This is a genomic window from Burkholderia sp. AU28863, from assembly GCF_002223195.1.
Lineage (GTDB): Bacteria > Pseudomonadota > Gammaproteobacteria > Burkholderiales > Burkholderiaceae > Burkholderia > Burkholderia sola.
This window is the reverse complement of sequence record NZ_NKFE01000008.1, coordinates 115,209-141,692: the sequence shown is the minus strand read 5'-3', so window position 1 is coordinate 141,692 and position 26,484 is coordinate 115,209. Positions and strand designations below refer to the sequence as shown.

The following is a 26,484-nucleotide window of genomic DNA, read 5'->3' as shown; positions in this document are numbered from 1 at the left end:
GCAAGACCATGCCGCTAGTCAGACCGAGGTTTTCAACGCAATTGTCGCTACTCAGGGCACTTGCCGCGGCGTTGTGCGCATCGCTGGTCGCAATCGTCTGGTTAATGGCCAGTTGCACCGAGGGCCACCGGATCGCATCCGCCAGGCAGCGCGCGAGCGACGCGTGCGAGGCGATTGCTTCCCACTACACGCTGTCGTTACCGCACGCGACGGAGCCGAACGTTGAACTGTTGCGCGACGTACTCAACACGGCCCTTGCCGCATCCGCGGGTATCGAGGGAGGGTTCTGGCGGGCTGGCGCGCCGCGCTCCACGCCGCCTGCGAGTGCGCCCGGGCATGGCGGTGGATTCCTCGCTTATGCGTTTCCTTCTTACCCGGGCAGCGGCATCAAGCGCGACATTCCGGAAGCGGAAACGCCGCTGATCCTGAGTGCGCTCTCCGCCGCTTCCAGCGCCGTTCGTCCCGCCGCCGAGATAGTCGGACGACACCGCGAGGCGGTTATCGCGATCGCGTGCCCCGTGAACGGACATACCGGGCTCTATGCGTGGACCCTCGTGCGCGCGCAATCGATGTGGGTCCGTCAGGGCAACGCCATCGTAGCGACGTTCGCCGGCGCGCTGGCGGTTCTGTTCGCCGTTTCCCTGTATCTCGCATTCGCACTGTGCGCATGGCGCGACAAACTGGTACGGCTCGACACCGCGCTCTCGAACGACGACGCCGATTGGACCGGAAGCATCTCCTGCCCGGGCGAACCGGAACTCGATCGAATCGCGCATGCATTCAACCGCTGGATTGCGCGTACCCGCGATGCGCGCGAACGGGCGAGCGAACTGGAAACACGCCTCGCTCACGCGCATCGTGTCGCGCTGCTCGGCACACTGGCCGCCGAGGTTGCGCATGAAATCCGCAATCCGGCCGGCGCGATGCGATTGAAAGCCGAGAACGCGCTGGCCGGTGATGCCTCCCGGCAGCAATCGGCACTGCGCTCGATACTCGGCCAGATCGAGCGCATCGAAATCCAGGTGTCGAGGCTCCTGGCGCTCACCCAGCCCGTTACGCCGCGCGTCGAGCCGGTCGATCCGGCCACATGGCTTCCGGAAAGCGTGCAGACACACGATGAGTTCGCGCGCAGCAAGGACGTCGCGTTGACGGTGGCCTGCAATATGCCGACGGCATCCGCCGGGGAAATGACCGATCGCCCCGTTTTCGACCCCGCCCAGATGCGTCGTGCCCTCGACAATCTGATCGTCAATTCGCTGGCGCACGTTCGCCCGGGCGGCACGGTTCACATCGAGGCCAGCCGTCGCGCTTCGCCATGTGGCGTGCGCTTCGTACTCGAAGTCGCCGACGACGGCCCCGGCGTGGCCGAAGCCGAGCGCGCGCGCATCTTCGAACCCTTCGTCAGTGCGCGGCCCGGCGGCTGCGGGCTGGGTCTCACCCTGGTTCGAGAGATCGCAGCGTCGCACGGCGGCAACGCCTATCACGCCGCCACCCCTACTGCCTGCTTTGTCCTCGATATCCCATGGCAACCATCCTGCTGATCGACGACGACGATGCCTTCTGCGAAGGATTGTCTGAAACGCTGACCGATCTCGGTCACGAAACCCTATGCGCCGGCACGGGCAAGCATGCGCTCGCACGCATCGAGCGAGGTCTGCAACCCGCCTGCATCTTTCTCGACATCCGGCTGCCCGACATGGACGGAATAGCCGTACTCGAGAAGCTGCGGCACGTCGATCGCCTCGCGACGGTACCCGTCGTGGTACTGACCGCCTATGCCCGTAGCGGCAACACGATCGCCGCCATGCGCTTGGGCGCGTTCGACCACCTGGCGAAGCCGGTCGGCCGCGACGATATCGCGCGCCTGCTCGAGCGCATCTTCGCGGCCCATTCTCCGTCCGACGCCGTTACCCGTATGCCTGCGAACGTCGATGCATTCGACGAGCCTGTCGGTACGGAACCGCGCTTGCTCGGCATCAGCGCGGCGATGCGCGAAGTACAAAAATGTATCGGCCGCGCGGCAGCGTCGGACGCGACCGTTCTCATCACCGGGGAAACGGGAACCGGCAAGGAAATCGCGGCCAGGGTGCTCCACGTCGAGTCGTCGCGTCGCGCTCGCCCGTTCGTTGCCGTCAATTGCGCGGCGATTCCCCATGAGCTTCTCGAAAGCGAGCTCTTCGGCCATTGCAAAGGCGCTTTCACGGGCGCCACGGTCGCACGGACGGGCCGGATCGTCGAAGCCGATGGCGGCACGCTTTTTCTGGATGAAGTCGGCGACATGGCGACCTGCATGCAGGCCAAGCTGCTGCGCGTGCTGCAGGAACAACAAGTCACCCCGCTCGGCGTCAACCGGTCCGTTTCGGTGAACGTCCGCGTGATTGCAGCAACCCACCGGGACCTGCGGACCATGGTCGCGAACGGAACGTTTCGCGAAGACCTGCTTTACCGACTCAACGTCATCCCCATTCATCTGCCGCCGCTGCGCGAACGGCTGGACGATATCCTGCCGCTCGCCGTCCATTTTCTCGACACGACGTCGAGCACGACTACGACGAAGCGGCTGTCCGTGCAGGCGGAGCGCCGCCTGATCGCGTATGCGTGGCCGGGCAACGTACGCGAACTGCGCAACGCGATCGCACGCGTGAATGCGCTCGCGCCCGGCGCCGTCGTCACTGGATGCGATCTCGCGTTCCTCGACGAACCGGGTGTTCCGTCGCGCGACGCGCTGCTGCCGGTCGCGATGCTCAATCGTCCGCTGTCGGAAGCCCTCGCCGCCGTCGAGCGCGAGATGATCCTGCGCACGCTGGCACTCACCGGCGACAATCGCGCGGAAGCGGCGAAGCGGCTCGGTATCAGCCGCCAGTCCCTGTACACGCGCATGGCGAACCTCGACATCGGCTAGCGCCGGATTGCCGGACACACGTGTGCGGGCGCGTTGACACGCTCGCTGCCGCACTGCCGGCGCAGCCTTGTCGCCCGGCTCTACAGTGCTTCACCGCGTCCAAGCTGAAACACCGAGACGACCTCCACCAGTTCCCGTGACTGCTGGCGCAGACTGATCGCCGCCGCAGCAGTTTGCTCGACCAACGCGGCGTTTTGCTGCGTCGTGCGCTCCATCTGGCCGACGGCTTCACCGATCTGGGCCACGCCGAGCGATTGCTCGGTGCTCGCGGCGCTGATTTCGCTCATCGTCTCGGTGACGCGACGAATCGAGTTCACGACTTCTGTCATCGCCACCCATGCGCGCTCGACTTCCGTCGAACCTTGAGCGACGCGCCCCACGCTCGAGCCGATGAGCTTCTTGATCTCCCTGGCCGCATCGGCGGAACGTCCGGCCAGGCTGCGCACTTCGCTGGCGACCACCGCGAAGCCTCTTCCCTGCTCGCCGGCACGCGCGGCCTCGACCGCGGCATTCAAGGCCAGGATGTTCGTCTGAAAGGCAATGCTGTCGATCACCCCCGTGATGTCCGAGATTTGGCGGGAACTGTCGTTGATGCCCTTCATGGTTTCCACGACCTGGTTGATCACTTCGCCGCATTGCGCGGTCACCGTCGATGCATTCATCGCCAATTGATTCGCTTCGTGAGCGTTGTCGGCGTTCCGTGCCACGGTGGAACTCAGTTCCTCCATGGACGCGGCGGTTTGCTCGAGCGCGCTGGCCTGGCTCTCCGTGCGGGAACTGAGATCGTCGTTGCCCTGCGCGATTTCGGCGCTCGCCGCCGCGAGGTTATCCGAGCCGCGGCGCACGTTGGACACCACGCGAAGCAGTGCAGCCTGCATGTCGCGCAAGCTGCCGAGCAGCCGGCCGAGTTCGTCCGTGCCATGAACGTCGACATGAACGCTCAGGTCGCCTCTGGCCACCCGATGCGCGACGTCCGTCGCACGCATGAGCGGCTGGGTAATGCTGCGGGTGATCAACCATCCGCATACCACGCTCAGCAGCATGCCGACAACGCCGAACGCGATCATCAGCGTGCGTCCGAATCGATAATTCGCGTCGATCTCGGCCGCAAGTCCATCGATTTCTTCGCGCTGGTACGTCACCAACGCGTCGACTTTTTCGACGAGTTGCCGCGCGGTCGGTATGAACTGCTGTTCGAGCAACTGGTCGGCCTGTTCCGCTTTTCCTTCCTTCTTCAGCGCATAGATCTGATCCCGGATGGCGAGGAAGCGCTTGCGTTGCTGGCCGATGGCAGCGAACAAGCGCTTTTCCGCGTCCGACGTCATCACCGCCTCGATGGCCGTCTGCTTCGCCGCGGACACTTTCGATGCGGCGATGGCTTCGTCGTTGAAATAGTTGGCCAGCCCCGGATCGGCACTCTTCGCAATCGCGGTAGTGCGCGTCACCGCGACGCTGATTTGCCGAGACCAGTCATTGACGAGCCGCTCGGTCTGCAACGGCCTAGCGACCATGTCGCGGGTGGCCTGGGCAACGGAAGACAGACGCATCAGTCCGATGACGATCCCGATCAGCGACATCGCCAATACCATCGCAAAACCGAGCCCCAGCCGCTTGCCGATGTTCAACTTCGAAATAACGGTCAACATACCGGTCACTTGTTCGTGTTGTTGGAAAAATGGATGAATTGCAGATACGTGACTCGCGAGCGTATGTCGCGACATGCCGAAGCAAGACCATTTTTGTCGTATTAGTAGATCAACATGTTCTCGGCGATCGCGTGCTTCAACGCCTTCAGAACAAGCGTGAAAAGACGAGATACCTGCATTTCGACCTCGTCATCCTCGAAGGTCACGAGGGCCCGCACCCTGTTCCCTTCGATGCCGCCGAGCCAGTCGAGGTCTTGCGGGCGCGTCGACCACACCAGCAACGGCACGCCCCGCGGCAATCGACGCAACCCGCAATCCGTGCTTGTCTTCGCCGCCTCGGGGACGCCACCCGGCATGAGCGACGCGCTCCATGCACGGTGCGCATCGACCGGATCGTCAATCTGGAGAAGCGCGACTTCCGGCATCGCCGTGAAGCAGGCTACGGTCGCTGAAACCGCGGCAGCGCCGAGGCTTGAATCAATGACGACACACACGCGGGCCCGCTCCGAAGGCGGTAACAGCCAATTCCACGTCGACGCCCCCGACGATACCGTGTCCAGTTTCCTTGCACTCATTCCGATCTCACCTCGCATGTGGTCGAAACAGTCCCGGACCGCACCCGTCGAAGCAATCGCTCGGCTGTGCGGAATTCCCTCGATGCGCTGCCTCATCGGAGATTCAACATTGATCGACATCCGCGCAATGCAATCAAACTCAGCACACCGACCAGCATCAGGTAAAACGCCGGCGATGCCAAATTGCCTGTCTGATGGATCAACGATGCGACGATCAGCGGCGCGAAACCGCCAAACAGCGTGACGCCGATGTTGTAGCTGATGGCCATACCCGTCGCTCGGGTTTCTGTCGGAAAGACTTCCGCCATCAGCGCCGGAAGCGCGCCGAAATAGACCGCCTTGAGCGTCCCGATCCAGGCCATCATCGCAATGAGCCTTCCCAGATCGGGATGCGCGCCAAGCAATTTGAAAACCGGATAAATGGTCAGGATGAACGCCATCCCGGCCCAGATCATCAGCCTGACGCGGCCGATCCTGTCCGACAGATAGCCGACGAACGGCGTAACGAACGTCAGGATCCCGCCGGTCAACATCGTTGCAATGAAGCCGAAACTGGCGGGCAGATGAAGCTCGCGTACCGCGTAGGTCGGAACATAAAGAATGACGTAACTGGCGCCGGTGGAAAGAACGAGCGTACCGATCGCCAACAACATTCTGGCTTTCTGATTGACGAACACTTCCCTTACCGGGAACGATTCGCGCCTTTCACGCGTTGCGCCGTCGGCCTCATGCACGTGCTTTCGCAAGTACAGGCCGACGGGGCCGATCAACACGCCAAAGAGAAACGGTATGCGCCAACCCCATGCGTCGATGGCGTCTGCATCGAGGGTCAAGGTCAGGAGAACGCCAAAACCGGCCGCGAGCATATAGCTCAATCCCTGACTCGCGAACTGGAAGCTGGCGAACAATCCCTTGCGTTCGGGGCACTGTTCCACCAGAAACGCAGTGGTACTGCCGAACTCGCCGCCGGCGGAAAAGCCCTGAAGCAGTCGAGCGCAGATGACCAGAATCGGCGCGATCATGCCGATCGACTCGTAGCTCGGCGTCAGTGCGATCGTCGTCGTGCCCACCATCATCGTCACGATCGACACCATCATCGATGCCTTGCGACCGCGACGATCCGCATACGACCCGAGCACGAGCGCGCCGATCGGCCTGGCCAAATACGAGATCGCGAACGTCCCGAACGTCAGAAGAAGGGATACCCCGCTGCTCGACGCCGGAAAGAAAGCCTTTGAAATCGAGATTGCGAAGAATCCATAAATCAGTATGTCGAACCACTCCAAAGCGTTGCCGACGGTTGCGGCGGACACCAGTCGAAAAACGTTAGGAGCCTGTTCTCTAGTCGGCGCGGCATCCACCATTTCCATAGTACGCATCTCATTCTCCGTTAACTTACGACAACAAGTGCATTAAAAATTGGCGTCTTATGCCTGGACGACGAGCGCTCCTTCCTTGCGTCGATCCCGGACGGCGGATGCCGACTCCCCGAGATCCCAGAATATGCCGGCCATGATCTGCAGCGCCTCACGCGCGACGCTTCCAAGCAGGTGTTCGTTCGGGGCGTGCTGCGAGCAGGCTCCGTACGAGTGCGGAATCCAGATCGTCGGAAGGCCCAGCACCTCGGAAAAGACGTCGTTGGGCAGCGACCCGCCAAGATTGGGAAGCAAATCGGGATGCTTTCCGGTCGTCCGTTCGATCGAATCGAGCGCCCATGCGACCCACGGATCTTCCGGCGGCAGGCGCGTGGCGCCCATTCGCTCGCCGATAGCCACCTCGACCCTGTCGAACCCGCATGCGTCGAGGCGATGCCGTAGAACTTCTTCGATGCGCCCGCAATCCGTACCGACGACGTATCTGAGTTGGCAATGCGCATGCGCAACAGGAGGAATCGCGCCGATCGGGCTGATCGGGTTACCGGTGGTAAAGGCCAGTACTTCCAGCGCGTTCCATGCATAGACACGCTCCTGGGTGGTCAACCCAGGTTCGCCCCAATCGGCATCGACGTGAGGATCGTTGGGCCCGCCACCGACGCTAATATTCTTCAGCGCCGTTCGTACCGAGGCCGGAATATGCGTCGGCAACAGCGCGTCGACAAGGATCCGCCCACGCCCGTCGACGAGCGACGAAATCGCGTTCGCGAGTACGGTTCCGGCATTGCCGAGCGCCCCTCCCCAATTTCCGGAATGATGGGCGCCCGACCGGAGCCGAACGGAAAGCGTGAAGTTGACGAATCCGCGCGACCCGAGAAAAACACAGGGGACGTGCGATCTGGCCCGGGGGCCATCCGAAGCGATCAGAACGTCGGCTGCGAGAAGATCCTTGTTCTGCTCGCAGACTGCACGTAGCCCGGGCGATCCGGTCTCCTCCCCCATCTCGAGCAGCAGCGTCGCATTGAAACCCAGACGTCGATTCCTGGCCTCGATGACTTGCTCCAGCGCGGCGAGGTTGATCGTGTGCTGCCCTTTGTTGTCCGCCGTGCCCCGCCCAAACCACCGGTCTCCTTCAATCGTAATGTTCCATGGCGACATCTGGTCGTTCCACTGTCCGTCATGGCCACGGACGACATCACCGTGCCCGTACATCAGGATCGTCGGAAGCGAGGGATCCTCGATACGTGTCGCAATCAAGAACGGCGCGCTCCCCGCAACCGGGTTCTCGACGATACGAGACTCAAAACCAATACGGTCGATCGATGGGATGATCTCGTCGACGAGGTAGGCTCGAAGCTCGCCGGCCCTTCCGGAATCCTGACTTTCCGTCGCCATGTGGACGCGTCGCGCGAGATCTGTCAGGAATCCACCCGAATCGAAATATTTTGTGGCAGAGTCGATTGCTTGGCGACGCGTCATGGTGATCCTCGCGTGTATCGTGGAAGAGCGGTTTGTGCAGCCCTGATGGATCAAGCGTACGGAGCCAAAACGCGCACCACAATTGACTTTTTTGCGTGCCCTGCTTTCCAATAACGCAAACTTGGCGGACGTCATGCACAACGCTGCACTCCGATACTTCCTTGCCGTTGCCAACACCGGTTCGCTGAGCGAGGCGTCCGAAAAGCTGCACGTTTCGATCTCGGCGATCAGCCGTCAGATAACGAAGCTCGAGGAGGAGGTCGGCTGCCCGCTGTTCGAGCGTCAGGCGCGCGGCATGGTCCCCAACAAGGCCGGGGAGCTGTTGGCTGCGCATGTCCGACGAACCCTGCTTGAAGGTCAGCAGGTGCTCGAGGAGATCAAGGCGCTGAACTCATTCGATCGAAGCACGATCCGCGTCTCGACGTCGGAGGCGTTTGCCCGGGATGTTCTCCCTCGCGCCATCACGCAATTTCTGGAAAAGTCGCCCGGTACCCGTTTCGAGGTGGCAGTGACAGCGCCGAAAGAGGTGACGGCACACGTACGGAGCGGCGAAGCCGATATCGGCCTGACGTTCGGTGTCGTACGAGAGCCGGAGATCAACGTCGAGTACACGCGGAGCGCGCCCATTTGTGCCGTCATGCCCCGTTCTCACGCGCTGGCCGGGTATGCGACGGTATCGATGGCCGAGTTGCGGAATTTCCCGATTGCGCTGCTTGACCGCGGCACGACGATCCGTCAGCTTTTCGATACGACGGCGAGCCTGGAGAATCTTCTCTTCGAGCCTGTCCTGACCTGCAACAACTCCAACACGCTGTATGCATTCACTCAAATGTCGGGAGTCGTGTCCCTGACCAGCCGTCTGACGGTGCAGGCGCGTCTGGCGACGGACGGTCTGGTAGCGATACCGATCGATCATCCGGGCATGTCGTTGCGTGCGATCCAGATCCAGACCCTGTCGGGCCGAGTGTTGTCGACCGTCCTGGTCGACTTCGTTGGCGAATTGGTGAAGCAGCTGCAAACGGCCGACTAGTTGCGCGACGACTTCGTGCTGCCACCACCCAGTCCCGACATACCCGACTTGCGGCGGCAAAGAAACCACCAACCTGAGCAGAATCACCTTTGCCGTCCGCCCAAGGACGCGCCTTTCTTTTGGTTACTTTTCTTTGGAAGACAAAGAAAAGTGACCGCCGCCCCGCGCAGGGGCGACGCTAATAGACCGATAGCAAAACGGGTTCAACGACAAGCGTGTGGAGAGCCGCCTAAAACAACGGCCCACGACCATATTCCCAGGGAGCCCCACGTCAGTGCGCCACCACCCCGACGACATGAGACGCCCCTGCCCGTTCGCGAACCTCATTCCCCGCCGCCTGCCCCTCGAGGGCCCGCAACCCCGCCTGCACGATGGCTTGAGCGTCCACCTCAAAATACCGCCGCAACTGCGCGCGAGAATCGCTTCGACCAAACCCATCGGTCCCAAGCGTGACATACCGCCGTCCTTCCGGAATATACGCACGCACCATTTCCGGAAGCGCTTTCACATAGTCGGACGCAGCGACAATCGGCCCAACCGTCGTACGCAGCTGGCGAGCAATCCATGCGTCCCCGATGTCGCCCGAACCAAGCCGCCATTCCCGCTCGCATCGCGCACCATCCCGCCCCAGCTCGACATAGCTGGTAACACTCCAGACGTCCGCGGCCACCCCATGTAACCGCTCGAGTTCGTCCGCCGCCTTGAGCACCTCGCCCATGATCGCGCCGCTGCCGAACAACTGAACCCGCCGCTGAAAGCGGCCTCCTTGTCGGAACAGATACATGCCTTTCACGATACCTTCATGCGACGCGTCAGCAATACTCGGTTGCGCGACGTTCTCATTGGTCACGGTGACGTAATAGAACTCGTCGTGCGCGTCACTCAGCATGCGCCGCAACCCGTAGTCGATCAGCACCGCCAGTTCGCCGGCAAAGGACGGATCGTACGCCCGACACGTCGGTATCGTCGACGCGAGAAGATGACTCGAGCCATCCTGATGCTGCAATCCTTCTCCTCCGAGCGTCGTGCGGCCCGACGTGGCACCGACGAGAAAACCCCGGGCGCGCTGGTCCGCAGCCGCCCAGATCAAATCGCCGATACGCTGAAAACCGAACATGCTGTAGTAAATATAGAACGGCATCATCGGAATACCGTGCACGGCGTAACTCGTCGCAGCGGCCGTCCACGACGAGATGGCCCCTGCCTCCGTAATACCTTCCTCGAGAATTTGACCATCGGACGCTTCACGATACGAGAGCATCGACGAATTGTCTTCCGGATCGTACAACTGCCCGAACGGCGCGTAGATGCCGACCTGTCTGAAAAGATTCGCCATGCCGAACGTTCTGGCCTCGTCCGCCACGATCGGAACCAATCGCGGGCCAAGGTTGGCGTCCTTGAGCAGCGCACCGAGTTGCCTGACGAAGGCGGTCGTCGAACTCATGACCTTGCCGTCCGCATTCATCGAGAAGCCGGCGACGCTCGCCAGCGGGGGCACCACCAGTCGCTCGGATGCCGCACGTCTCTGGGGAAGATAGCCGCCAAGCGTCTCGCGACGCTCCCGCAAGTACCGCAGCTCATCGCTATCGTGCGGCGGCCGATAAAACCGCGCTTCCGATGCCGCTTCGTCGGAAAGCGGGAGCGCGAATCGATCCCGAAATGCAATCAGGTCGTCCCGCTCCAGCTTTTTCTGCTGATGCGTCGTCATGCGCCCTTGCGCGATCGTGCCCATGCCATAGCCCTTCATGGTCTTGGCAAGCACCACCGACGGTCGACCATTCCTGACGGTCGCCGCGGCAAAAGCCGCATGGATTTTCACGGGATCGTGCCCGCCGCGCCGAAGCATCGCGATGTCGTCGTCGGACAGCGACTCCACCAGCGCTCGCAGTTCCGGATTCCGGCTGAAGAACGTCTCGCGATTGAACGCGCCGTCATTGGCCGACAATGTCTGAAAATCGCCATCGACGGTGTTCGCGAAAGCGCGCTCGAGCACCCCGGCATGATCGCGGCCGAGCAACGCATCCCACTCCGAGCCCCAGATGCATTTGACGACGTTCCATCCGGCGCCGGCGAACAACGCCTCGAGCTCGTCGATGACCCGGCCGTTGCCGCGGACGGGGCCATCCAGTCGCTGGAGATTGCAGTTGATGACGAATGTGCAGTTGTCGAGCCGCTCGCGAGCCGCGAGCGTCAACGCGGCGATCGACTCGGGCTCGTCCATTTCTCCATCGCCGAAAAAACCCCACACGCGACGGTCGCCGTGCTCCTTCAAGCCGCGATTGTCCATGTACCGCATGAACCGCGCCTGATAGATGGCGTTGAGCGGCCCCAGCCCCATCGATCCGGTTGGAAACTGCCAGAAGTCCGGCATCAAAAAGGGATGAGGATACGAACTCAATCCCCGGATGCCGCGAGCCTCCCCCACGATCTCCTGGCGATAATGGGACAGCGATTCTTCCGACAATCGTCCCTCGAGAAACGCCCGAGCGTAGACGCCCGGCGCGGAATGCGCCTGGAAGAACACCAGATCGCCGCCGTGCACCGCATCCGGGCCGCGAAAAAAATGCTGGAAACCGACCTCGAACAGATCCGCGGCGGAAGCATAGCTTGCGATGTGCCCGCCGAGCTCTCCCTGCGCGCGGTTGGCGCGGACCACCATCGCGAGTGCGTTCCACCGTATCAACGCCGCGATCCGCCGCTCGATGTGCAGATCGCCCGGATAGGCTGGCTGCTCTTCAGGCGCCACGGTATTGACGTACGGCGTGACCAACGGCGGCCGCCACGCAACGCGACGGGCCTGTGCGTGCGCCTGCAACGAGTCGAGAAGGTGACGTGCACGCGCCTTGCCTTGATCGCCGCCCCACGCGTGCAACACGCCATCGAGCGCGTCGCACCATTCCCGGAGCTCCTCCGGGTCGGGGTCCGTCATCGTGCTGGCCGGAAGTCGATTCTGCATGTCCATACTTGGCACCCCGAATTGGCGATATGCACGCCGCGTTCCGACTCAACTTGCAGCCGGAACGCAGCCGAGCCTCAACCGTTCTTGAACAGGAAGCTGTATGCGTTCAATGCGGGGACGCCACCGAGGTGCGCATACAAGACCCGGGACCCTTCCGGAAACTCGCCGCGGCGCACCCTGTCGATCATCCCGTGCATCGACTTGCCTTCATAAACCGGGTCGGTCAGCATCCCCTCGGTCTTCGCGCACAGTCGAATCGCTTCGAGCGTCCCTTCCGACGGCAAGCCGTATTCAGGGCCCCCGTAGCGCGTATCGAGCACCACGTCCGCGTCCTCGATCGGCCGTTCGAGTTCCACGAGATCGGCGGTCTGGCGTGCGATGCGAAGAATCTGCTCGCGCGTCTGCTCGGGTTTGGCCGACGCATCGATACCGATCACGCGATCCGCGCGTCCGTCCGCCGCGAACCCCACGACCATGCCGGCCTGCGTGCTTCCGGTCACCGAACACACGACGATGTAGTCGAACTTGAATCCGAGTTCGGCTTCCTGGGCGCGCACTTCCTCCGCGAAACCGACGAACCCGAGGCCGCCAAGCCGATGCTCGGAACAACCGGCGGGGATCGGATACGGCTTCCCGCCCGCGTTGCGGACACTCTCCAGCGCCTGTTCCCAGCTCGGACGAATGCCGATGTCGAAGCCGTCGCTGACCAGCCGAACGTCGGCGCCCATCATGCGGGACATCTGAATGTTGCCGACGCGGTCATACACAGCGTCCGAGTAGTTGACCCAGTTTTCTTGAACCAGCACGCATTTCAGGCCAAGATGAGCCGCGACTGCCGCGACCTGACGCGTCTGGTTCGACTGGATGCCGCCAATCGATACCAGCGTGTCGGCGCCGCTCGCCAGCACGTCCGGCACGATGTACTCGAGCTTGCGGGTCTTGTTGCCGCCGAACGCCAGGCCGCTGTTGCAGTCTTCGCGTTTTGCATAGAGATGCACTTTGCCACCCAGCGCCTTGCCGAGGCGCGGCAACTCATGAATGGGGGTGGGTCCGAAGGTCAGCTTGTGGCGCGGGAAGCGATCGAGGTTCACGGAGGTTCTCCGAAAGTGGGCGGTGGGTTCCGACGCCCGATGTCGTCAAGGGCGACCGGGCACGAAGAAATTCTAGTGAAATACCTACGAAACGGGGTTGCAAACATCCGTCCACCGCCGCACTTTGAAATACAATTTCCCCCATCTCCACGAATTGTTATTTTTTAGAACCGATGAAATCGACAACAAAATTTCTCGGCAAATCGCGCCCGGCTGACGCGAGCCACGTCGAACTTGACCGTACGGACAAAGCAATCCTGCGGGCCCTTCAGAAGGACGCATCGATCTCGAACGTCGCGCTGGCGGCGAAGGTCAATTTGAGTGCGCCGGCCTGTTTGCGCCGCGTCGAACGGCTCAAGAGCCTCGGTTTGATCCGAGGAATCGTCGCGTTGCTCAACGCGCCTGCCCTCGATGCGGGCATGGTCGTGATCATCGGGGTCGTGCTGGATCGATCGACCCCCGAATCCTTTGCCGCGTTTGAAAAAGCCGCACAGAACGTATCCGGCTGCATGGAATGCCACGTGGTGACCGGCGAGTTCGACTACTTCATGATGCTGCGCACGCGCGATAGCGAAAGCTTCAACCGGCTCCATGCCGAGCAACTGCTTTACCTGCCCGGCGTGCGTCAGATTCGGACTTTCATGGTGCTCAAGCAGGTTCTTTCTTCGACGCAGATCGCCATATAGCGGCGGTGCAAGGCAGCCGTTTTCTGCTCACGCCGGAACTCACCGGCGACAATCGCGCGGAAGCGGCGAAGCGGCTCGGCATGAGCTCCCGGTCTCCGTACACGCGCATGGCGAGTCTCGACATCGGATAGCGTCGGATTTCCGGACACGCGTGTCCGGGCGCGTTGACACTCCCGCTGCCGCACTGCCGGCAAAGCCTTGCCCGACAGCCCCCTTTATGTGGCACACCACTTGCGTGTATTGCTCGGAACGATCTCGCAGATCGTACCAGGCAGGCGGCGCTCGTCCTTCGCGAACCGGCATGCGAAGACATCGAAGCCGGTACCGGTATCTGCGTGGTCGCGGTTACAACGACGGGGCGCGGATGGGCTTGGATGCATGTCGACGCTTTCCCGACCCGACGTTCATAACAAGCACAACGATATCCGCTCGACAAGGGCGAACGACAGGGGAAGATTAAACATGAGCTTCGGACAATTGACCGTGCGAGCGAAACTCGCGCTGACCTTCGGCATGATGGCTGCGCTGGTGGTTCTGGTTTCGGTGCTTGCAATCAGTGCGCTCGGGGATGCGAACGACAGCTTCGCGGATTACGTCGACGGGGCGCGCGCACGCGCGGCGTTGACGGAGAAAATTCGTGCGGCTGTACTTCAGCGCGCGGTCGCCGTCCGCAATCTCGTGCTCGTGATGAAACCCGCCGATGTCGAAGCGGAGCGCGTTGCGATGACACAGGCACATGAGGAAGTGCAGACACGGCTTCGCCAGCTGAACGAAGCAATCGCCACAAATCCAGACGTGACGGCGAAAGCCCGCGTGCTGGTGGCCGAGATCAACCGCATTGAATCGCGATATGGCCCGGTGGCCGTCGCGATCGGCGACGCTGCGTTACACGGCCAGCGGGATCAGGCGATCGCGATGATCGACGATCAATGCCGGCCGCTACTGAAGGAACTTGTCACAGCAGCCGACACCTACGCCGGTTTTGCAAGCAATCGGGCGGCTGAGAGCAAGCAGGCGTCCGTGCAACAGTACAGCCGACACCGCGCGTTGCTGATCGGCATCTGTCTCGCTGCACTCGCGGCAGCCGTCGTTGCGGCATGCCTGATCACGCGCAGCATCACGCGCGCACTCGGCGCGGAACCCGGCGACCTGAGCGACATCACACGCCGCGTCGCGGCGGGCGACCTCGGCACCGTCGACGGCGCCGCGGCCGCGCCGCAAGGTAGCGTGCTCGCGTCGATGGGCGAGATGCAGGCGAGCCTCGTCCGGCTGATCGGGCAAGTCCGCACCGCTGCGGACAGCATCGCGACGGGATCCAGCCAGATTGCGTCCGGTAACCAGGACCTGTCGTCCCGCACGGAACAACAGGCGGCGTCGCTGCAGGAGACGGCATCGAGCATGGAACAGCTCACCGCCACCGTGCGGCAGAACGCGGAGAGCGCGCAACAGGCGAGCGCCCTGGCCAACGGCGCGTCGGACGTCGCCCACAAAGGCAGCGCGGTCGTCAGCCAGGTCGTGGAAACCATGACCGACATCAGCGACAGCTCGTCGAAGATAGCCGAGATCACCGGGATCATCGAAGGCATCGCGTTCCAGACCAATATCCTCGCGCTGAACGCCGCCGTGGAAGCTGCCCGCGCGGGCGAACAGGGTCGCGGCTTCGCCGTCGTGGCGAGCGAAGTGAGAAGCCTCGCGCAACGTTCATCGAGCGCAGCCAAGGAAATCAAGGCGTTGATCGGCGCATCCGTCCAGAAGATTCGGGACGGCTCGCGTTTTGCCGACGATGCAGGTCACACGATGGCCGAAGTGACGAAGGCCGTGGCGCGCGTGACGGACATCATGGGTGAAATCGCCGCGGCGTCCTCCGAACAAAGTCGCGGGATCGAACAGGTCAACATCGCGATCACGCAGATGGACGAAGTCACGCAACAGAACGCGGCACTGGTGGAGGAAGCGGCGGCCGCGTCGAAGTCGCTCGAGGATCAGGGCCATCGATTGACCGAGGCTGTCTCGTTCTTCCGCGTCGGGTCCGCGAACAGCCGTGCATACGACCAGCCGGCGGCGCACCGGGTTGCGACAGCCACGGCGGCAGTGTCGCGGCCGGTGCGACCGGGCCGCACGCCCGTGACGGAGGCGAGAACACCGTCACCCCGTGCCGCGATGGACGCTGCAGCAGACTGGACCACCTTTTGATTCGGCACGAACCATCCGTTTCCTGGAGCATGACATGACGGAAGCAGTTGAAATCGCGGAGAGCACACCCGGACGCGATAACGCCGGCGACGCGACCACGCAGGTATTTGTCGCCTTCGTACTCGGCGGCGACGAATACGGAATCGATATCCAGAGTGTCCGCGAGATCCGCCCTTATGTAGAACCGACGCCCGCCGCCGATGCGCCGCCGTTCGTCAAAGGCACGATCAACCTGCGCGGCCTCGTCATGCCGATCGTCGACCTGCGTATGACGTTCTCGCTGGACCCGATCGGCGACACCGTGCCGACCGCCATCATCGTACTCGACGGTGCGGAACAGACGATCGGCCTGATCGTCGACTCGGTGAGCAGCGTCGTCGATATCGATCGCTCCGCGCGCCGCCCGGCGCCGGAGGTCGGGACCGCGATGCAAACGGAATTCGTCACGGGCCTCGCCGTCCACGAAGGAGACGACGGCAAACAACTGCTGACCCTGCTCGACATCGATCGACTGATGGAAACGGTCGACGTCGGCGCGCGCTGGAACCGTCCGAGCGAAGCTTGATCGACATTCAAACGATGACGAAAGACACACAACGGCCGCCGGTATGGCGGCCCATCGAGTTTTTGCCGAGCCTGTTCTATCTGGTCGACGCTCAAGTGGACGAAGCCCGGGCGACCTTCGACAAATTGACCCGGCACACGACGGAACAACACATGCCCGACCTTGCGATGCGCGAGCGAGTCAGACATGACTACATCGGGCAACGAAAGCTGCTGCCGATTCAATACGAGCAATTCATGCGTTGGCAATGGGAAGCCACGACGGCGGAGCAACGGGACATGCTCAAGCGGATCGGCGAGCGCGCCGACCACCTTGCCGCGCTGTACGATTCGATCATCGCGTGGCTCGACGAATCGTCCCGGGTCACATCCGGCGTATCCACCTCGATCGACGTCTAATTCGTTGACGCCGGTGTATCGATCGATTGACACATCCGATTGCTCGCTGCCGGCAGTGCGTTGCCCGGCATAGGCCCCGATGTGGCACGTCGACGGTGTGCGCCTGCCTCGGTGCCCGGGATACGAGCGAACAGCAGGTTCGGCTGGCCTTCGAACTGAACCGGCACCGGATCCTTCGCGCGGTCGGACCGTTCTCGGAGATGCCGTATCAAGGCGAGACGATCCCCGTTCCGGTCGAGAACCTGTAGACGGCTCGCGCCAACACGCATCGACGCCCGTCGCGTCGACTTCCGGCGAAGCTCCGAGGCCGAGCCCGTCAGTGCGCGAGCGCGCGACCGATCCTGAATATCCCGACCACCTCGCGCAGCGTGGTTGCCTGCTGCGCCATCGCCTGCGCCGCTGCCGACGCCTGCTCCACGAGCGCCACGTTCTGCTGCGTGACCGAATCCATCTGGCCGACGGCGACGTTCACCTGCTCGATACCCGTTCCCTGCTCGTCCGACGCCGATGCGATTTCACTCATGATGTCGGTCACGCGCCGCACGGACTGCACGATATCCGACATGGTCGTGCCCGCGCGTTCGACCTGCTGCGACCCCTGCGCCACGCTCTCCACCGAACCCGTGATGAGATCCTTCACTTCCTTGGCCGCGTTCGCGCTGCGTTGCGCCAACGTGCGCACTTCGCCGGCCACGACCGCAAAGCCGCGCCCCTGCTCGCCCGCACGCGCGGCCTCGACGGCCGCGTTCAACGCGAGGATGTTCGTCTGGAACGCAATCCCTTCGATCACGGTAATGATTTCGGCCACTTTGCCCGAACTGTTCGCAATGGCACGCATCGAGTCGACCACCTGGCTCACTACTTCGCCGCCGCGCATCGCGACCTCGCACGCGCTGCCCGCAAGCGCATTCGCCTGCTTGGCGTTTTCCGTATTCTGACGAACCGTCGCGGTCAGCTGCTCCATGCTGGCCGCCGTTTCCTCGAGCGAAGCCGCCTGCTCTTCCGTTCGCTGCGAGAGGTCCAGGTTACCCTGCGCGATCTCACCAGCCGAAGTCGTGATCGATTCCGCGGTCGACTGAATTTCCGACACGATGCCGCTCAGTTGCCGCCGCATCGATTCGAGCGATGCCATCAGGCTGCCGCGATCGTTCGGCGCGACCGGCACGGATGCTTCGAGATTGCCTTCGGCAATCCGCCCGGCCACGACCGCGGCGTCGGCCGGCTCGCCACCCAGCGACCGCATGATGCCGCGCGTGATGACGGTTCCCAGCACGATCGACAGGATGACGGTGATGATGCCTGCCGCCGCGAGCGTCAACTTGGTCAACGCAGTCAAGCTGGCCACCTCTCCTGAACGCTGATCGAGCAGCGACTGCTCGGCCTCGTTCAGCTCGGTGGCCACGGCTCGATAGCGATCCATGAACTGCTTGTCGTCGCCCTGCTTGAAGTAGTCGATCAGCGCGTTGGCAGGCTGCGTACCGGCATTGACGTCACGCCGCATGGCGATCAGCTTGTCGTCGACCTCCGCCACCTTCCGATGCATGTCGCGCAGTGTCTCGAGACGACGCTGCTGCGTCGCGTTGTCCGCAGTGAGGCCGCGAACGACGTCGAACGACGTGGCGAACTGCTTGAGGCCTGCCTTATAGGGCTCCAGGAACCGGTCATCCCCGGCGGCCACGTAGCCGCGCACACCCGTCTCCATGTTGACCATGCTGGTCAACATGTCGTCGTTCGCCCGCAGGACCTGGTAACTATGGACGTTCCAGCCGTTCGCCCGGTTCAGCTTCAGAAAATTGACGATCGAGATCGCGCTGCCGATCAACGATATGAGTACGACGATGCCGAATGCCAAGCCCAGCTTCCTGCCGACTGTCATGGACCCCATGCTTGCTTCCCCCCGTGTGTTGTTGTTCGTTATGTCGGCACGCAAGCAAACTTACTGTAATGCCCGCACACCCCGCCCGAAGAGACATTGCTCAAGATGGCCGGCTATATCGGTTGGCTTTCCCTGGCACGCAGCCGCATCAGGTGACTATCCGTCCTCGCAAACGATCGCGGGCGTATTATCTTTTTATCGGTTGCCGCAAAAAACATTGCGCCGGGTGTGAGAAACACGCCGGAATCCTCTGACAAATCCAGGATCCGGAGAATTTCTCCCGTGAATGGAACCGCTGCAATGCTCATGGCCCCCATACACCGCTGTCACGAACCGTTGACACACGGATTGCAGCACTGCCCGCAAACCCTCGCTGGAACGAGCGGACCAGACGGCATACCGATTGCGTGTATTGCACCGTCGATGTCGGCCCAGGGGCGTTCAATACCGGCGCTCGCAGCGGGATGCGCTCTCGACACAGATCGACAAAACAGTCCAGCAGGACGCCGAATGCGTCAACCTCCGCCCAACCTCTTCTCGCGGCATTACCGTGATGCCGCCGCATCGGGGCCCGTGCCGACGGTGCGCAATGCACCATCCGTCACGTACGGAATGAGACCCGTCGCGCGAATCTTCGCGGCGATCGTGCTGCGGCACGCCGCATCGTCCGGCGCGCAATAGTCGATCGAGATCACCGGTAGCGCGTAGCGCTCTTCAATTGCCTTTGCTTGCGCGAGCAGCCAGTCGCGATCCGCTGCAGGGACGGCGCCGTAATGCCGGTTGCGCTGATCCCAGCTGCCGAACAGCGATTCGAATGCAACCGCGGCGATCGCGTCGTGCACCCTCGGCAAGATCTCGAAGCCGCGGTTCAGGATCAGTTGCGCGCTCGGGTAGCGCGACTTCACCGCGCGGATCACCGCGACAAGGCCAGCCGCCTGCTTCGCGCGCGCCGCTTCCGTCTTCGCGACGAGCTGGTACGAATCCAGCGTATCGAAAAAGAAGCCGCGGTAACCACGCGCCCACAGCGGCGCGATCACCTGTTCGACGAAAAACGACGGCCACCCCCGTGCCGACTGATCGACGACCGCCGACGCCCAGGTCGTATTACGCCCGAACAACCACTGTTTCGGGATCCTGCGCGCATAGTCGCGCTCTGGTGTGACTTCGCCGACGCTCACATAGGCGAACCATGCAGGGCATCGCACGTCTTGCGCGCGTGGATCGAAGCCGCTGTCGGGTTCGACGACAACGACATCGAACTTCGCCAGCTGACGAACCGGCACGTCGTTGCCGTAGAAGAACGCGACGGAATGCGGACGCATCGCATCGGCCGGATCGCACGCGTCAGCCGACGATACGGGCGGTGCGGGCTGCGCATGTCCTGGCCGCCCGCACAGCGCGCCCAAGATGACGACTGCGATGGCAGCCACGGACGATGCCGCTGCCAACGTCGGCCGCCTGCGCGACCGACGGATTCGGAATGAAAACATATCTCCTCAATGACGCAACATATAGGTTTCGTATTCGAGGCGGCCGAACTTGCGGTCGAGCAACAGCACCGCCGCGACATCGAGAATGAGCAGCGCAAGCGCGAAGCCGTAGCCGTATGCATCCGGCGTCATCCATAGCGTAATGCCGGTCAGCACGCCGTTGAGCACGACGAAAGCCGCCGACAGCGCCACGACCAGCCGACGCGCGTCGAGATAGAAGAATACGTTCAGCAAACCCAACAGCAGCACCTGCAGACTCGCGGCGATCACGTCGACGAGCAGAAGCGGAAGGTACAGTGTCGAAATATTCAGGGCCACCAGCAGCCAGTGACCGAATGCGACGATCAGCACCAGCACGGCGGCCTGCACCTTGATGATTTCATACAGCCCGGTGCGCACGCTGCCGACCATCATGTCGCGCATGTCGTTGATGTGCCGCAGCGTTGCTCCACTGCGCACGGCTTCGTAGAACGCATCGTAATACTCGACAAAATCCGCCTCGATGCGTACCAGGAACGTCGCCATCCCGGGCATCACGCAAACGTACGCGATGAACACGGGAATGTCGTAGATCACCGATGCATGCAACGGGCCGATCACCTGCGCCCCCGTGCCCGGCGCATACCAGAACATGAATTTGTCGAGCCATACGCCGAGATTGAACAGCAGTCCGACGAGCGCGAGCGTCGGATACGCGAAGCGCCGGTCGAGCAAGTCGAACGACACGAAGCGATCGCTGCGGTAGTTTCGGTAGATCAACCCCGAAAGCCCGGAAAACAAGACGAGATGCCCGGCGACGAAACCGCCGAGCAGGCCGCAGATGCCCTGCCGGTTCAGCATCAGCGCGAACGCGACCGTGCAGCCATAGCCGACCAGGAACACCGCAAGAATCTGCCGGTACTGTTTCACGCTGGACAAAAAGATCACCGCGATCCAGATGTTGCTGACGATGACGAATCCCACGACCATCAGCAGCCGATACAGCAGCGGCTCACCGCGAAATCCCGCCGCCACCGCGATGAAGCCGACGCATCCCGATGCCGCCGTGGCAATGAGCGCCACGCCGTTATAGTTCGACAGCACGAGATCGTCGCGCTTTTCGAACACCCGGTCGGAGATGAAGCGCGTGAACGACAATTGCAGCGGCCCGGTCAGAATCAGACTGCACGCGATCAGGTAAGTCACCGACACTTGAAACTGGACGATCGCATATTTTGGTATCACGAACGCGACGCTCATCACGCCAATGATCAGGATCCCAAATATAGAAAGAATCAGCGGCCCGGAGCTGATCAGCCCCGCATACGCGTATGCGCGCGCGACGCCGAAGAGGGTTTGTTGCCGCAGGATCTTGCGCAATTCGAAGCCAATGCCGGCCATCAGCGGCCCTCCTTGCTCGAGCCGGATGCAGCCACGCCCGCCCGTGCACGGTGCACCGGGCAGCCGGCTTCGAACGGCTGCCCGCGACGCATCCGGTCGGGAGCGATCGCGAGCGCATCGTACAACGCCCGATACCGGTCGATCATCTGTGCACGCGTGTAGAAGCGCCGGACACGGGAGAGACCGGCTTGCTGTGCGGCCTGCCAGCGCTGCGCGTCGCCGAGCAGGTCGAGCGCCGCCTGCGCGAACGCGGCAGGATTCGCGATCGGCACGACCGCGCCGGCGGCCCCGAACGCGCGGTCGTCCTCTTCGAGCCCTTCGATCAGTTGCCGGCAAGACCCGACATCGGTGGTAATCGACGGCACGCCGGCCGCGAAGCCTTCGAGCACGACGAGCGGAAGCGCCTCGCTGATCGACGTCAGCGCGATCACGTCGACTTTCGGCAAAATGTCGTGAATCCGCTGGAAGCCGAGAAAGCGCACCGTTGTCGCGAGCCCGAGGCTCTGCGCGAGCGCCCGGCATTCCAGCGCATAGGCTGGATCCTCCTCTTCCGGCCCGACGATCCAGCCTTCGATTTCCGGCATCGTCCGCGATGCGATGAACATCGCGCGGACGAATGTCTTGATGTCCTTGATCGGCACCACACGGCCGATCAGCGCGACGACGCGGCGCGGGCCGCCGTCCCGCTTGTCCAGCAGCGGCGCGAAGCCGTCCACGTCGACGCCGTTCGGAATGTTGCGCGTCCGGGTGGCATCGGCGCCGTCGGCAATCTGACGGTGCCGATTGGCCTCGTAGAGCGCGACGATCTCGTCGGCCGCGTCGTAGGCGAGCTTGCCGAGTGCTTCGAAGAAACGCACCCACAGCGCGCGGAAATAGCTGATCGTCGATACGTCCCGCTCGAACGCGCCCCGGTTGTCGCGGATCCACTCGCTTTGCAGCAGATCGATCTTGCGTTCCTTGGTATAGATACCGTGCTCGGAAACGAGCAGCGGCCGGCCCGTGCGGTAATGCAACAGCGCACCGAGAAAGCCCGCATAACCCGTCGATACGGTGTGATAGACGCGCGCCGGCGGCAGTCCGCGTGCGATCCGCGCAAGCTGCCACAGCGGCTTGTGCATGATCCGCACCGTCCAGAAGTAGTCGGTGAAGGAAGGGTCGGTGCAATAGCGATGATAACGCTCGACGATGAAGTCCCACGCCGCGCGGCTGGTGGAAAACTGCCGCTCGTTCAGCGGTCCGTCGTCGTCGATCAGTTGGACGAGATCGGCCATCAGCGCAGCCGGGTTCGCCGCGGCACCGTCCGTGTCCTGCCCGCGCCACGCATCGTGCAGCGCAGCCGAACGCTTGAACGCTTCGGGGTTGCCGGGAATCTCCCGTGCGCTGCCCGCATCGGCAGGTACGTCGCCATACAGATAATGGGACTCGAAGTGGACGACGTTGTCGGGCAATGCGTACGCGGCGCCATGATAGTCGTCTTCCCGGCTGCCGATGAACACGATCGCGAAGTGCTTGAGCGGGTATGCACGAATCATCTCGTTGACCCAGCTCGATACGCCGCCTCGCACATACGGGAACGTGCCTTCGAGCAGCAGGCAGACGTCGATCGCGGTCGACGGACCGGCACGGTGGTGAATGGACGGTTTCATGACGACCAGTAACTTACGACGGGATTGAGAACGGGCAGCGCGGCGGCGTTGCCGAGCGACGCGAGCAGCTCGGCCGTGCGCGAATACTCGCCGCGCAGGAATGCGGCCTCGGCCAGCCACGGCACGAGACGCTCGCGCGGAAAGCCCCATTCGAGCGCACGGCTCATGTATTGCATGGCCGCGTCCGCGTCGCCGGTCGCGAGTGCGAGGCGGCCGCGAACGAGCCACATCGCCGCGTCGCCTTCATCGATCGCGAGCGCGGCCTGCGCGTGGCGGTCGGCCTGTTCGCGCGTGTGCCCGTGCACCGCACCGAGCACGAGATTTTGATAGACCAGCTCGAAGTACAACTCGGCAAGCCGGCGGTGGGTCGCCTGGCGCGTTGCGTCGTCGTGGGCGGCGTCGAGCGTCTGCTGCGCGTGGAAGATGTTCTGCGCGATCTCGTTCTCGGCGCGGTCGAGCGTGCCGTATGCGATGAGCCGCACGTCTTCGAGAGGATCGGCGAGCAGATCGCGCAGCAGCGTGCCGGTCGTGCGCGTCGGCATGTTCTGGATCGCAACGAGCGCGGAGAGACGATCCGACGCGGCCACCCGGGTATTCACGAGACGCGCCTGCAGACGCGCGCCGCCGCCGTGCGAGACGCGCGACACGAGATAGGTGACGAACTCGGGCAAAGGCACGTCGGCGTATGCGTCGTCGCCCTGCTTCGCGGGCCAGCAAGCCGCCCACGCACAGCTGGCCAGCACGACGAGGCCGCCGCCGACAGGCACGAACGTACAGGCGAGCCAGAGCGCCGCGAGCGTCCCGTTGCGTGGGGTTCGGTAACGTTGCGGCAGCAACTGCCGGTACAGCACCGCCTGCGCCGCGCCGCCCACCACCATCGCGCCGAACACGGGCCACAGGGGGGCGACCGGCGGTGCGGAAACGGGTATCGCCGCCCCGGCCTGGGCGAGCCCGCCGAACCGCGCGAGCACGGCATACTGCAGCGCCGCGACGATCGCAATGCCGACGGACGACGCGAGTGCGGCCAGCATCGACGCCGGGGGCACCCGTAACGCGCTGGGGGCCCACGAACCGGATCGCAGCCTATACATGGATGCCGCTTCCCTTCAGCAGGCGTTGCAATGCCGGCCCCGGTTCGAGGCTGCCCAGATGCAACGTATGCACGCCGATGCGCGCGCCTTCGAGATCGAGACCGAACTGCGCATCGAGGCTCGCCTCGACGCGTGCGAGATAGCCGTCGACGCCGGCCGTATCGGTCGCCGGCATCAGGTTCACGAGCACCGATTGCGTCGGCGTCTTCAACGGCCAGATGAGATCGAGCGAACGGCGCCCGCGCATCACGTGCTCGAACAGCGAATCGTCCGCCTCGTCGTGCTGGAACACGAGCGCGACCGCCGACGACGCGATCCCCGACTCGCGCTGCAGGCGCGTCAGACGCGCGACGTCGAGCGCGAATTCGTACGGGCACGCCGGTACTGCCGCCACCACGTCGCGCACGCACGCCGCATGCTCGACGCCGTCGGCGTAATAGCCGAGCAGCACCAGCAGCAGTTGCAGATTGTCGAAGTTCAGCGACAGAAACGGCATGCGCTTGATCGCGAGCAACGCGATCAGGCGGCCGTCGGCGCACACGACCGGCGCGGCGACCAGCAGCGCCGTATTCGGCGCGACGTCGCCGCTGCTTTTCGGATGGGCGATGCATTTCGTCTCGAGCGCGCGGGCCACGAGGCCGTCGCGCGGATCGAAATCGAATGCATCGCCGAGCCGCGCAACCGGTTCGCACACGATTGCGGGCGAGTTCGTCGCGCCTTCGACCGGATACAGCGCCGCCATCTCGATCTGACACGCCTGCGCGACGAATTCGAGCAGCGCGTGCGCACCGGGTAGCCGTACCGTGCTCGCCACGCCCTGCGGCGGCGCATCGAATCCGTGCGCGAGCGACAGACGGCGCAGTTCGGTGATCGAATCCCGTAGCGTGGTCGGCTTCGACAGCAGATCCTTTTCCAGCCGCTCGTGCGACAGACGCATCAGGTAGTGGCTCTTCGTGATCGCGACGAGCCGGTCGTTCAGATAGTCGTTGAGCGCGTTCGCCCGAGTTGCGCGAGCGCCCCACGTGTCGCCGAAATGGCCGACGACGATCGTCTGCAGCAACCCGCCGGCGAAGCGCTGCAGCGGCCACGCTTCGCCGGCGGCGGCAGGATGCAGGTGGGCGACGCATTGCCATGCGCCGATCATCAACGCGTTCGCAAGCAACCCGAGCAGCGTCCCGTAACGCAGCGCGACGATGAGCGGGCCGAACCACAGCCACGGAAAGTCCGCATGCAGCAGCAGCGGATCGTTCCGGTCGAAGTGCCACGCAAGCGCGAGCACGATCAGCATGAACGCGATCGTTTCCACGACCGAAATCGGCCGTGCAGCGGCAGGCGCGACGAGACGGCGTACCGTACTCAGGTGCCCGAACGGATTCGCCTGACGCGATCGAGGCGACGTCGGTGCAGGGCCGCTCCCGCCGTGAGGGTTGCCGGTAGCGTTCGCGGCGCTCATGGTCGTCTCCCGGTCCAGTCGTGTCGAGCGCGCATCACGAGCGCGGCCGCAGCGGCGCGAGCAGGCGGCCGACCAGTGCATTCGCGACGCTCGACAGGCTCGAACGGCTCCAGCCGCTGCGCGTACCCGCCGCGCTCCAGACGACCCGGCCCGACTCGACGTCGACGAGTTCGAAGGTCAGGGCCGCGACCGGCTCGCCGTCGACGCCCGCCTTGTAGCGCCACTCCTCGACGGCACCGGCCAGCACGTACTTCACGTGATGCTCGCGCGCCCACGCGAGCCGACGCTCGCCCGTGTCGCGCTGCGCGGTGTCGAACATCGCGTTGCCGTCTCCGTCGACCGGCGCGAGACGCACGTCGGCCAGCCCGTTCGCGCGCAATATGGCCGCCGCGAGCGCCGCGGCGCTCCCGCCCGCTGCGGGCGTTTCGGTGAAGTTCGCAATCGGTGCGATCGCCACCGCATCGGTGGCCGCGAGCGTCGGCGCCGCGGTCTGTCGCATCGAGCCGCAGCCCGCGAGCACCGCCACCGACGTCGCGATCACCGCGCCCCAGCGGACGAGCCGGGCCGCCTCCGCGCAGCGCAACCATCCGGACCGTACAGCCGCTTCGTTCATCTCGTTCATCGAACCACTCCCTACTCACTTCGTTGTAT

Annotated in this window: 20 protein-coding genes; 7 read left to right on the top strand and 13 right to left on the bottom strand. The window is 63.4% G+C overall.

Annotation, left to right across the window (positions count from 1 at the left end):
* The first annotated feature begins 41 nt into the window (after positions 1–41).
* Together CFB81_RS30415 and CFB81_RS30410 are read left to right on the top strand one after the other, a co-directional pair.
* Positions 42–1,541 (top strand): PAS domain-containing sensor histidine kinase, encoded by a 1,500-nt coding sequence (locus tag CFB81_RS30415; protein ID WP_306427161.1) that lies wholly within the window; start codon positions 42–44, stop codon positions 1,539–1,541.
* A complete protein-coding gene (locus CFB81_RS30410) occupies positions 1,523–2,902 on the top strand; it encodes a sigma-54 dependent transcriptional regulator (RefSeq protein WP_089437635.1) in 1,380 nt (459 codons plus the stop codon). The genes CFB81_RS30415 and CFB81_RS30410 overlap by 19 nt, the downstream gene beginning before the upstream one ends.
* 80 nt (positions 2,903–2,982) lie before the next feature.
* On the opposite strand, the gene CFB81_RS30405 is transcribed toward CFB81_RS30410, so the two are convergent.
* The 4 genes from CFB81_RS30405 to CFB81_RS30390 form a co-directional block, all read right to left on the bottom strand.
* Complete coding sequence (locus CFB81_RS30405; protein ID WP_089437634.1) at positions 2,983–4,548, bottom strand: methyl-accepting chemotaxis protein; 1,566 nt, start codon at positions 4,546–4,548, stop codon at positions 2,983–2,985.
* A gap of 101 nt (positions 4,549–4,649) precedes the next feature.
* Positions 4,650–5,042 (bottom strand): hypothetical protein, encoded by a 393-nt coding sequence (locus tag CFB81_RS30400; protein WP_143328654.1) that lies wholly within the window; start codon positions 5,040–5,042, stop codon positions 4,650–4,652.
* Positions 5,043–5,215: 173 nt separating this feature from the next.
* Complete coding sequence (locus CFB81_RS30395; RefSeq protein WP_069619556.1) at positions 5,216–6,502, bottom strand: MFS transporter; 1,287 nt, start codon at positions 6,500–6,502, stop codon at positions 5,216–5,218.
* Between the two features lie 48 nt (positions 6,503–6,550).
* On the bottom strand, positions 6,551–7,975 hold the full coding sequence (locus tag CFB81_RS30390) for a M20 family metallopeptidase (protein ID WP_089437632.1): 1,425 nt from the start codon (positions 7,973–7,975) through the stop codon (positions 6,551–6,553).
* Between the two features lie 133 nt (positions 7,976–8,108).
* Between CFB81_RS30390 and CFB81_RS30385 the strand changes: the two genes are divergently transcribed.
* The gene (locus CFB81_RS30385) at positions 8,109–9,005 is read left to right on the top strand and encodes a LysR family transcriptional regulator (RefSeq protein ID WP_089438133.1); all 897 of its coding nucleotides are present in this window, start codon (positions 8,109–8,111) and stop codon (positions 9,003–9,005) included.
* Between the two features lie 271 nt (positions 9,006–9,276).
* Here CFB81_RS30385 and mdeB read toward each other — a convergent pair whose 3' ends face one another.
* Complete coding sequence (mdeB, locus tag CFB81_RS30380) at positions 9,277–11,961, bottom strand: alpha-ketoglutarate dehydrogenase (protein ID WP_089438132.1); 2,685 nt, start codon at positions 11,959–11,961, stop codon at positions 9,277–9,279.
* Between the two features lie 77 nt (positions 11,962–12,038).
* Positions 12,039–13,055, bottom strand: coding sequence for a 1-aminocyclopropane-1-carboxylate deaminase (locus CFB81_RS30375; protein ID WP_089437631.1), 1,017 nt, complete (start codon positions 13,053–13,055; stop codon positions 12,039–12,041).
* A gap of 173 nt (positions 13,056–13,228) precedes the next feature.
* Here CFB81_RS30375 and CFB81_RS30370 point away from each other — a divergent pair, with 173 nt between their 5' ends.
* The 4 genes from CFB81_RS30370 (at position 13,229) to CFB81_RS30355 (ending at position 16,897) form a co-directional block, all read left to right on the top strand.
* Complete coding sequence (locus tag CFB81_RS30370; protein ID WP_069619552.1) at positions 13,229–13,741, top strand: Lrp/AsnC family transcriptional regulator; 513 nt, start codon at positions 13,229–13,231, stop codon at positions 13,739–13,741.
* A 462-nt stretch (positions 13,742–14,203) separates the two neighbouring features.
* Positions 14,204–15,934 carry a methyl-accepting chemotaxis protein gene (locus CFB81_RS30365; RefSeq protein ID WP_089437630.1) on the top strand — a complete coding sequence of 577 codons (1,731 nt, stop codon included), beginning with the start codon at positions 14,204–14,206 and terminating at the stop codon, positions 15,932–15,934.
* Positions 15,935–15,968: 34 nt separating this feature from the next.
* Entirely contained in the window at positions 15,969–16,499 is a 531-nt protein-coding gene (locus tag CFB81_RS30360) for a chemotaxis protein CheW (RefSeq protein ID WP_089437629.1), read from the top strand.
* The gene (locus tag CFB81_RS30355; protein ID WP_143328653.1) at positions 16,496–16,897 is read left to right on the top strand and encodes a hypothetical protein; all 402 of its coding nucleotides are present in this window, start codon (positions 16,496–16,498) and stop codon (positions 16,895–16,897) included. Before CFB81_RS30360 ends, CFB81_RS30355 begins: the two co-directional genes overlap by 4 nt.
* 316 nt (positions 16,898–17,213) lie before the next feature.
* On the opposite strand, the gene CFB81_RS30350 is transcribed toward CFB81_RS30355, so the two are convergent.
* From CFB81_RS30350 to CFB81_RS30320, 7 genes are all read right to left on the bottom strand, one after another.
* A complete protein-coding gene (locus CFB81_RS30350; protein WP_089437627.1) occupies positions 17,214–18,782 on the bottom strand; it encodes a methyl-accepting chemotaxis protein in 1,569 nt (522 codons plus the stop codon).
* Between the two features lie 536 nt (positions 18,783–19,318).
* Positions 19,319–20,095 carry an endo alpha-1,4 polygalactosaminidase gene (locus CFB81_RS30345; RefSeq protein WP_089437626.1) on the bottom strand — a complete coding sequence of 259 codons (777 nt, stop codon included), beginning with the start codon at positions 20,093–20,095 and terminating at the stop codon, positions 19,319–19,321.
* Positions 20,096–20,269: 174 nt separating this feature from the next.
* Positions 20,270–21,643: an exopolysaccharide Pel transporter PelG gene (gene pelG, locus CFB81_RS30340; RefSeq protein WP_089437625.1), complete on the bottom strand. Its 1,374-nt coding sequence runs from the start codon at positions 21,641–21,643 to the stop codon at positions 20,270–20,272.
* On the bottom strand, positions 21,643–23,289 hold the full coding sequence (gene pelF, locus CFB81_RS30335; RefSeq protein ID WP_089437624.1) for a GT4 family glycosyltransferase PelF: 1,647 nt from the start codon (positions 23,287–23,289) through the stop codon (positions 21,643–21,645). The genes pelG and pelF overlap by 1 nt, the downstream gene beginning before the upstream one ends.
* Complete coding sequence (locus CFB81_RS30330) at positions 23,286–24,320, bottom strand: hypothetical protein (RefSeq protein ID WP_089438131.1); 1,035 nt, start codon at positions 24,318–24,320, stop codon at positions 23,286–23,288. The genes pelF and CFB81_RS30330 overlap by 4 nt, the downstream gene beginning before the upstream one ends.
* A 52-nt stretch (positions 24,321–24,372) precedes the next feature.
* A complete protein-coding gene (locus CFB81_RS30325) occupies positions 24,373–25,833 on the bottom strand; it encodes a PelD GGDEF domain-containing protein (protein ID WP_373452663.1) in 1,461 nt (486 codons plus the stop codon).
* A 34-nt stretch (positions 25,834–25,867) separates the two neighbouring features.
* Positions 25,868–26,455 carry a penicillin-binding protein activator LpoB gene (locus CFB81_RS30320; protein WP_256976385.1) on the bottom strand — a complete coding sequence of 196 codons (588 nt, stop codon included), beginning with the start codon at positions 26,453–26,455 and terminating at the stop codon, positions 25,868–25,870.
* Positions 26,456–26,484 lie beyond the last annotated feature (29 nt).

Excerpts from the sequence above, each read along its gene's own strand:
- CFB81_RS30345 (WP_089437626.1), bottom strand. The coding sequence starts at position 20,095 with ATGCGTCCGCATTCCGTCGCGTTCTTCTACGGCAACGACGTGCCGGTT.
- pelG (WP_089437625.1), bottom strand. The coding sequence starts at position 21,643 with ATGGCCGGCATTGGCTTCGAATTGCGCAAGATCCTGCGGCAACAAACC.
- CFB81_RS30390 (WP_089437632.1), bottom strand. The coding sequence starts at position 7,975 with ATGACGCGTCGCCAAGCAATCGACTCTGCCACAAAATATTTCGATTCG.
- CFB81_RS30395 (WP_069619556.1), bottom strand. The coding sequence starts at position 6,502 with ATGCGTACTATGGAAATGGTGGATGCCGCGCCGACTAGAGAACAGGCT.
- pelF (WP_089437624.1), bottom strand. The coding sequence starts at position 23,289 with ATGAAACCGTCCATTCACCACCGTGCCGGTCCGTCGACCGCGATCGAC.
- CFB81_RS30360 (WP_089437629.1), top strand. The coding sequence starts at position 15,969 with ATGACGGAAGCAGTTGAAATCGCGGAGAGCACACCCGGACGCGATAAC.
- CFB81_RS30320 (WP_256976385.1), bottom strand. The coding sequence starts at position 26,455 with ATGAACGAGATGAACGAAGCGGCTGTACGGTCCGGATGGTTGCGCTGC.
- CFB81_RS30330 (WP_089438131.1), bottom strand. The coding sequence starts at position 24,320 with ATGCTGGCCGCACTCGCGTCGTCCGTCGGCATTGCGATCGTCGCGGCG.
- CFB81_RS30385 (WP_089438133.1), top strand. The coding sequence starts at position 8,109 with ATGCACAACGCTGCACTCCGATACTTCCTTGCCGTTGCCAACACCGGT.
- CFB81_RS30405 (WP_089437634.1), bottom strand. The coding sequence starts at position 4,548 with ATGTTGACCGTTATTTCGAAGTTGAACATCGGCAAGCGGCTGGGGCTC.
- CFB81_RS30370 (WP_069619552.1), top strand. The coding sequence starts at position 13,229 with ATGAAATCGACAACAAAATTTCTCGGCAAATCGCGCCCGGCTGACGCG.
- CFB81_RS30350 (WP_089437627.1), bottom strand. The coding sequence starts at position 18,782 with ATGGGGTCCATGACAGTCGGCAGGAAGCTGGGCTTGGCATTCGGCATC.
- mdeB (WP_089438132.1), bottom strand. The coding sequence starts at position 11,961 with ATGCAGAATCGACTTCCGGCCAGCACGATGACGGACCCCGACCCGGAG.
- CFB81_RS30410 (WP_089437635.1), top strand. The coding sequence starts at position 1,523 with ATGGCAACCATCCTGCTGATCGACGACGACGATGCCTTCTGCGAAGGA.
- CFB81_RS30325 (WP_373452663.1), bottom strand. The coding sequence starts at position 25,833 with ATGAGCGCCGCGAACGCTACCGGCAACCCTCACGGCGGGAGCGGCCCT.
- CFB81_RS30365 (WP_089437630.1), top strand. The coding sequence starts at position 14,204 with ATGAGCTTCGGACAATTGACCGTGCGAGCGAAACTCGCGCTGACCTTC.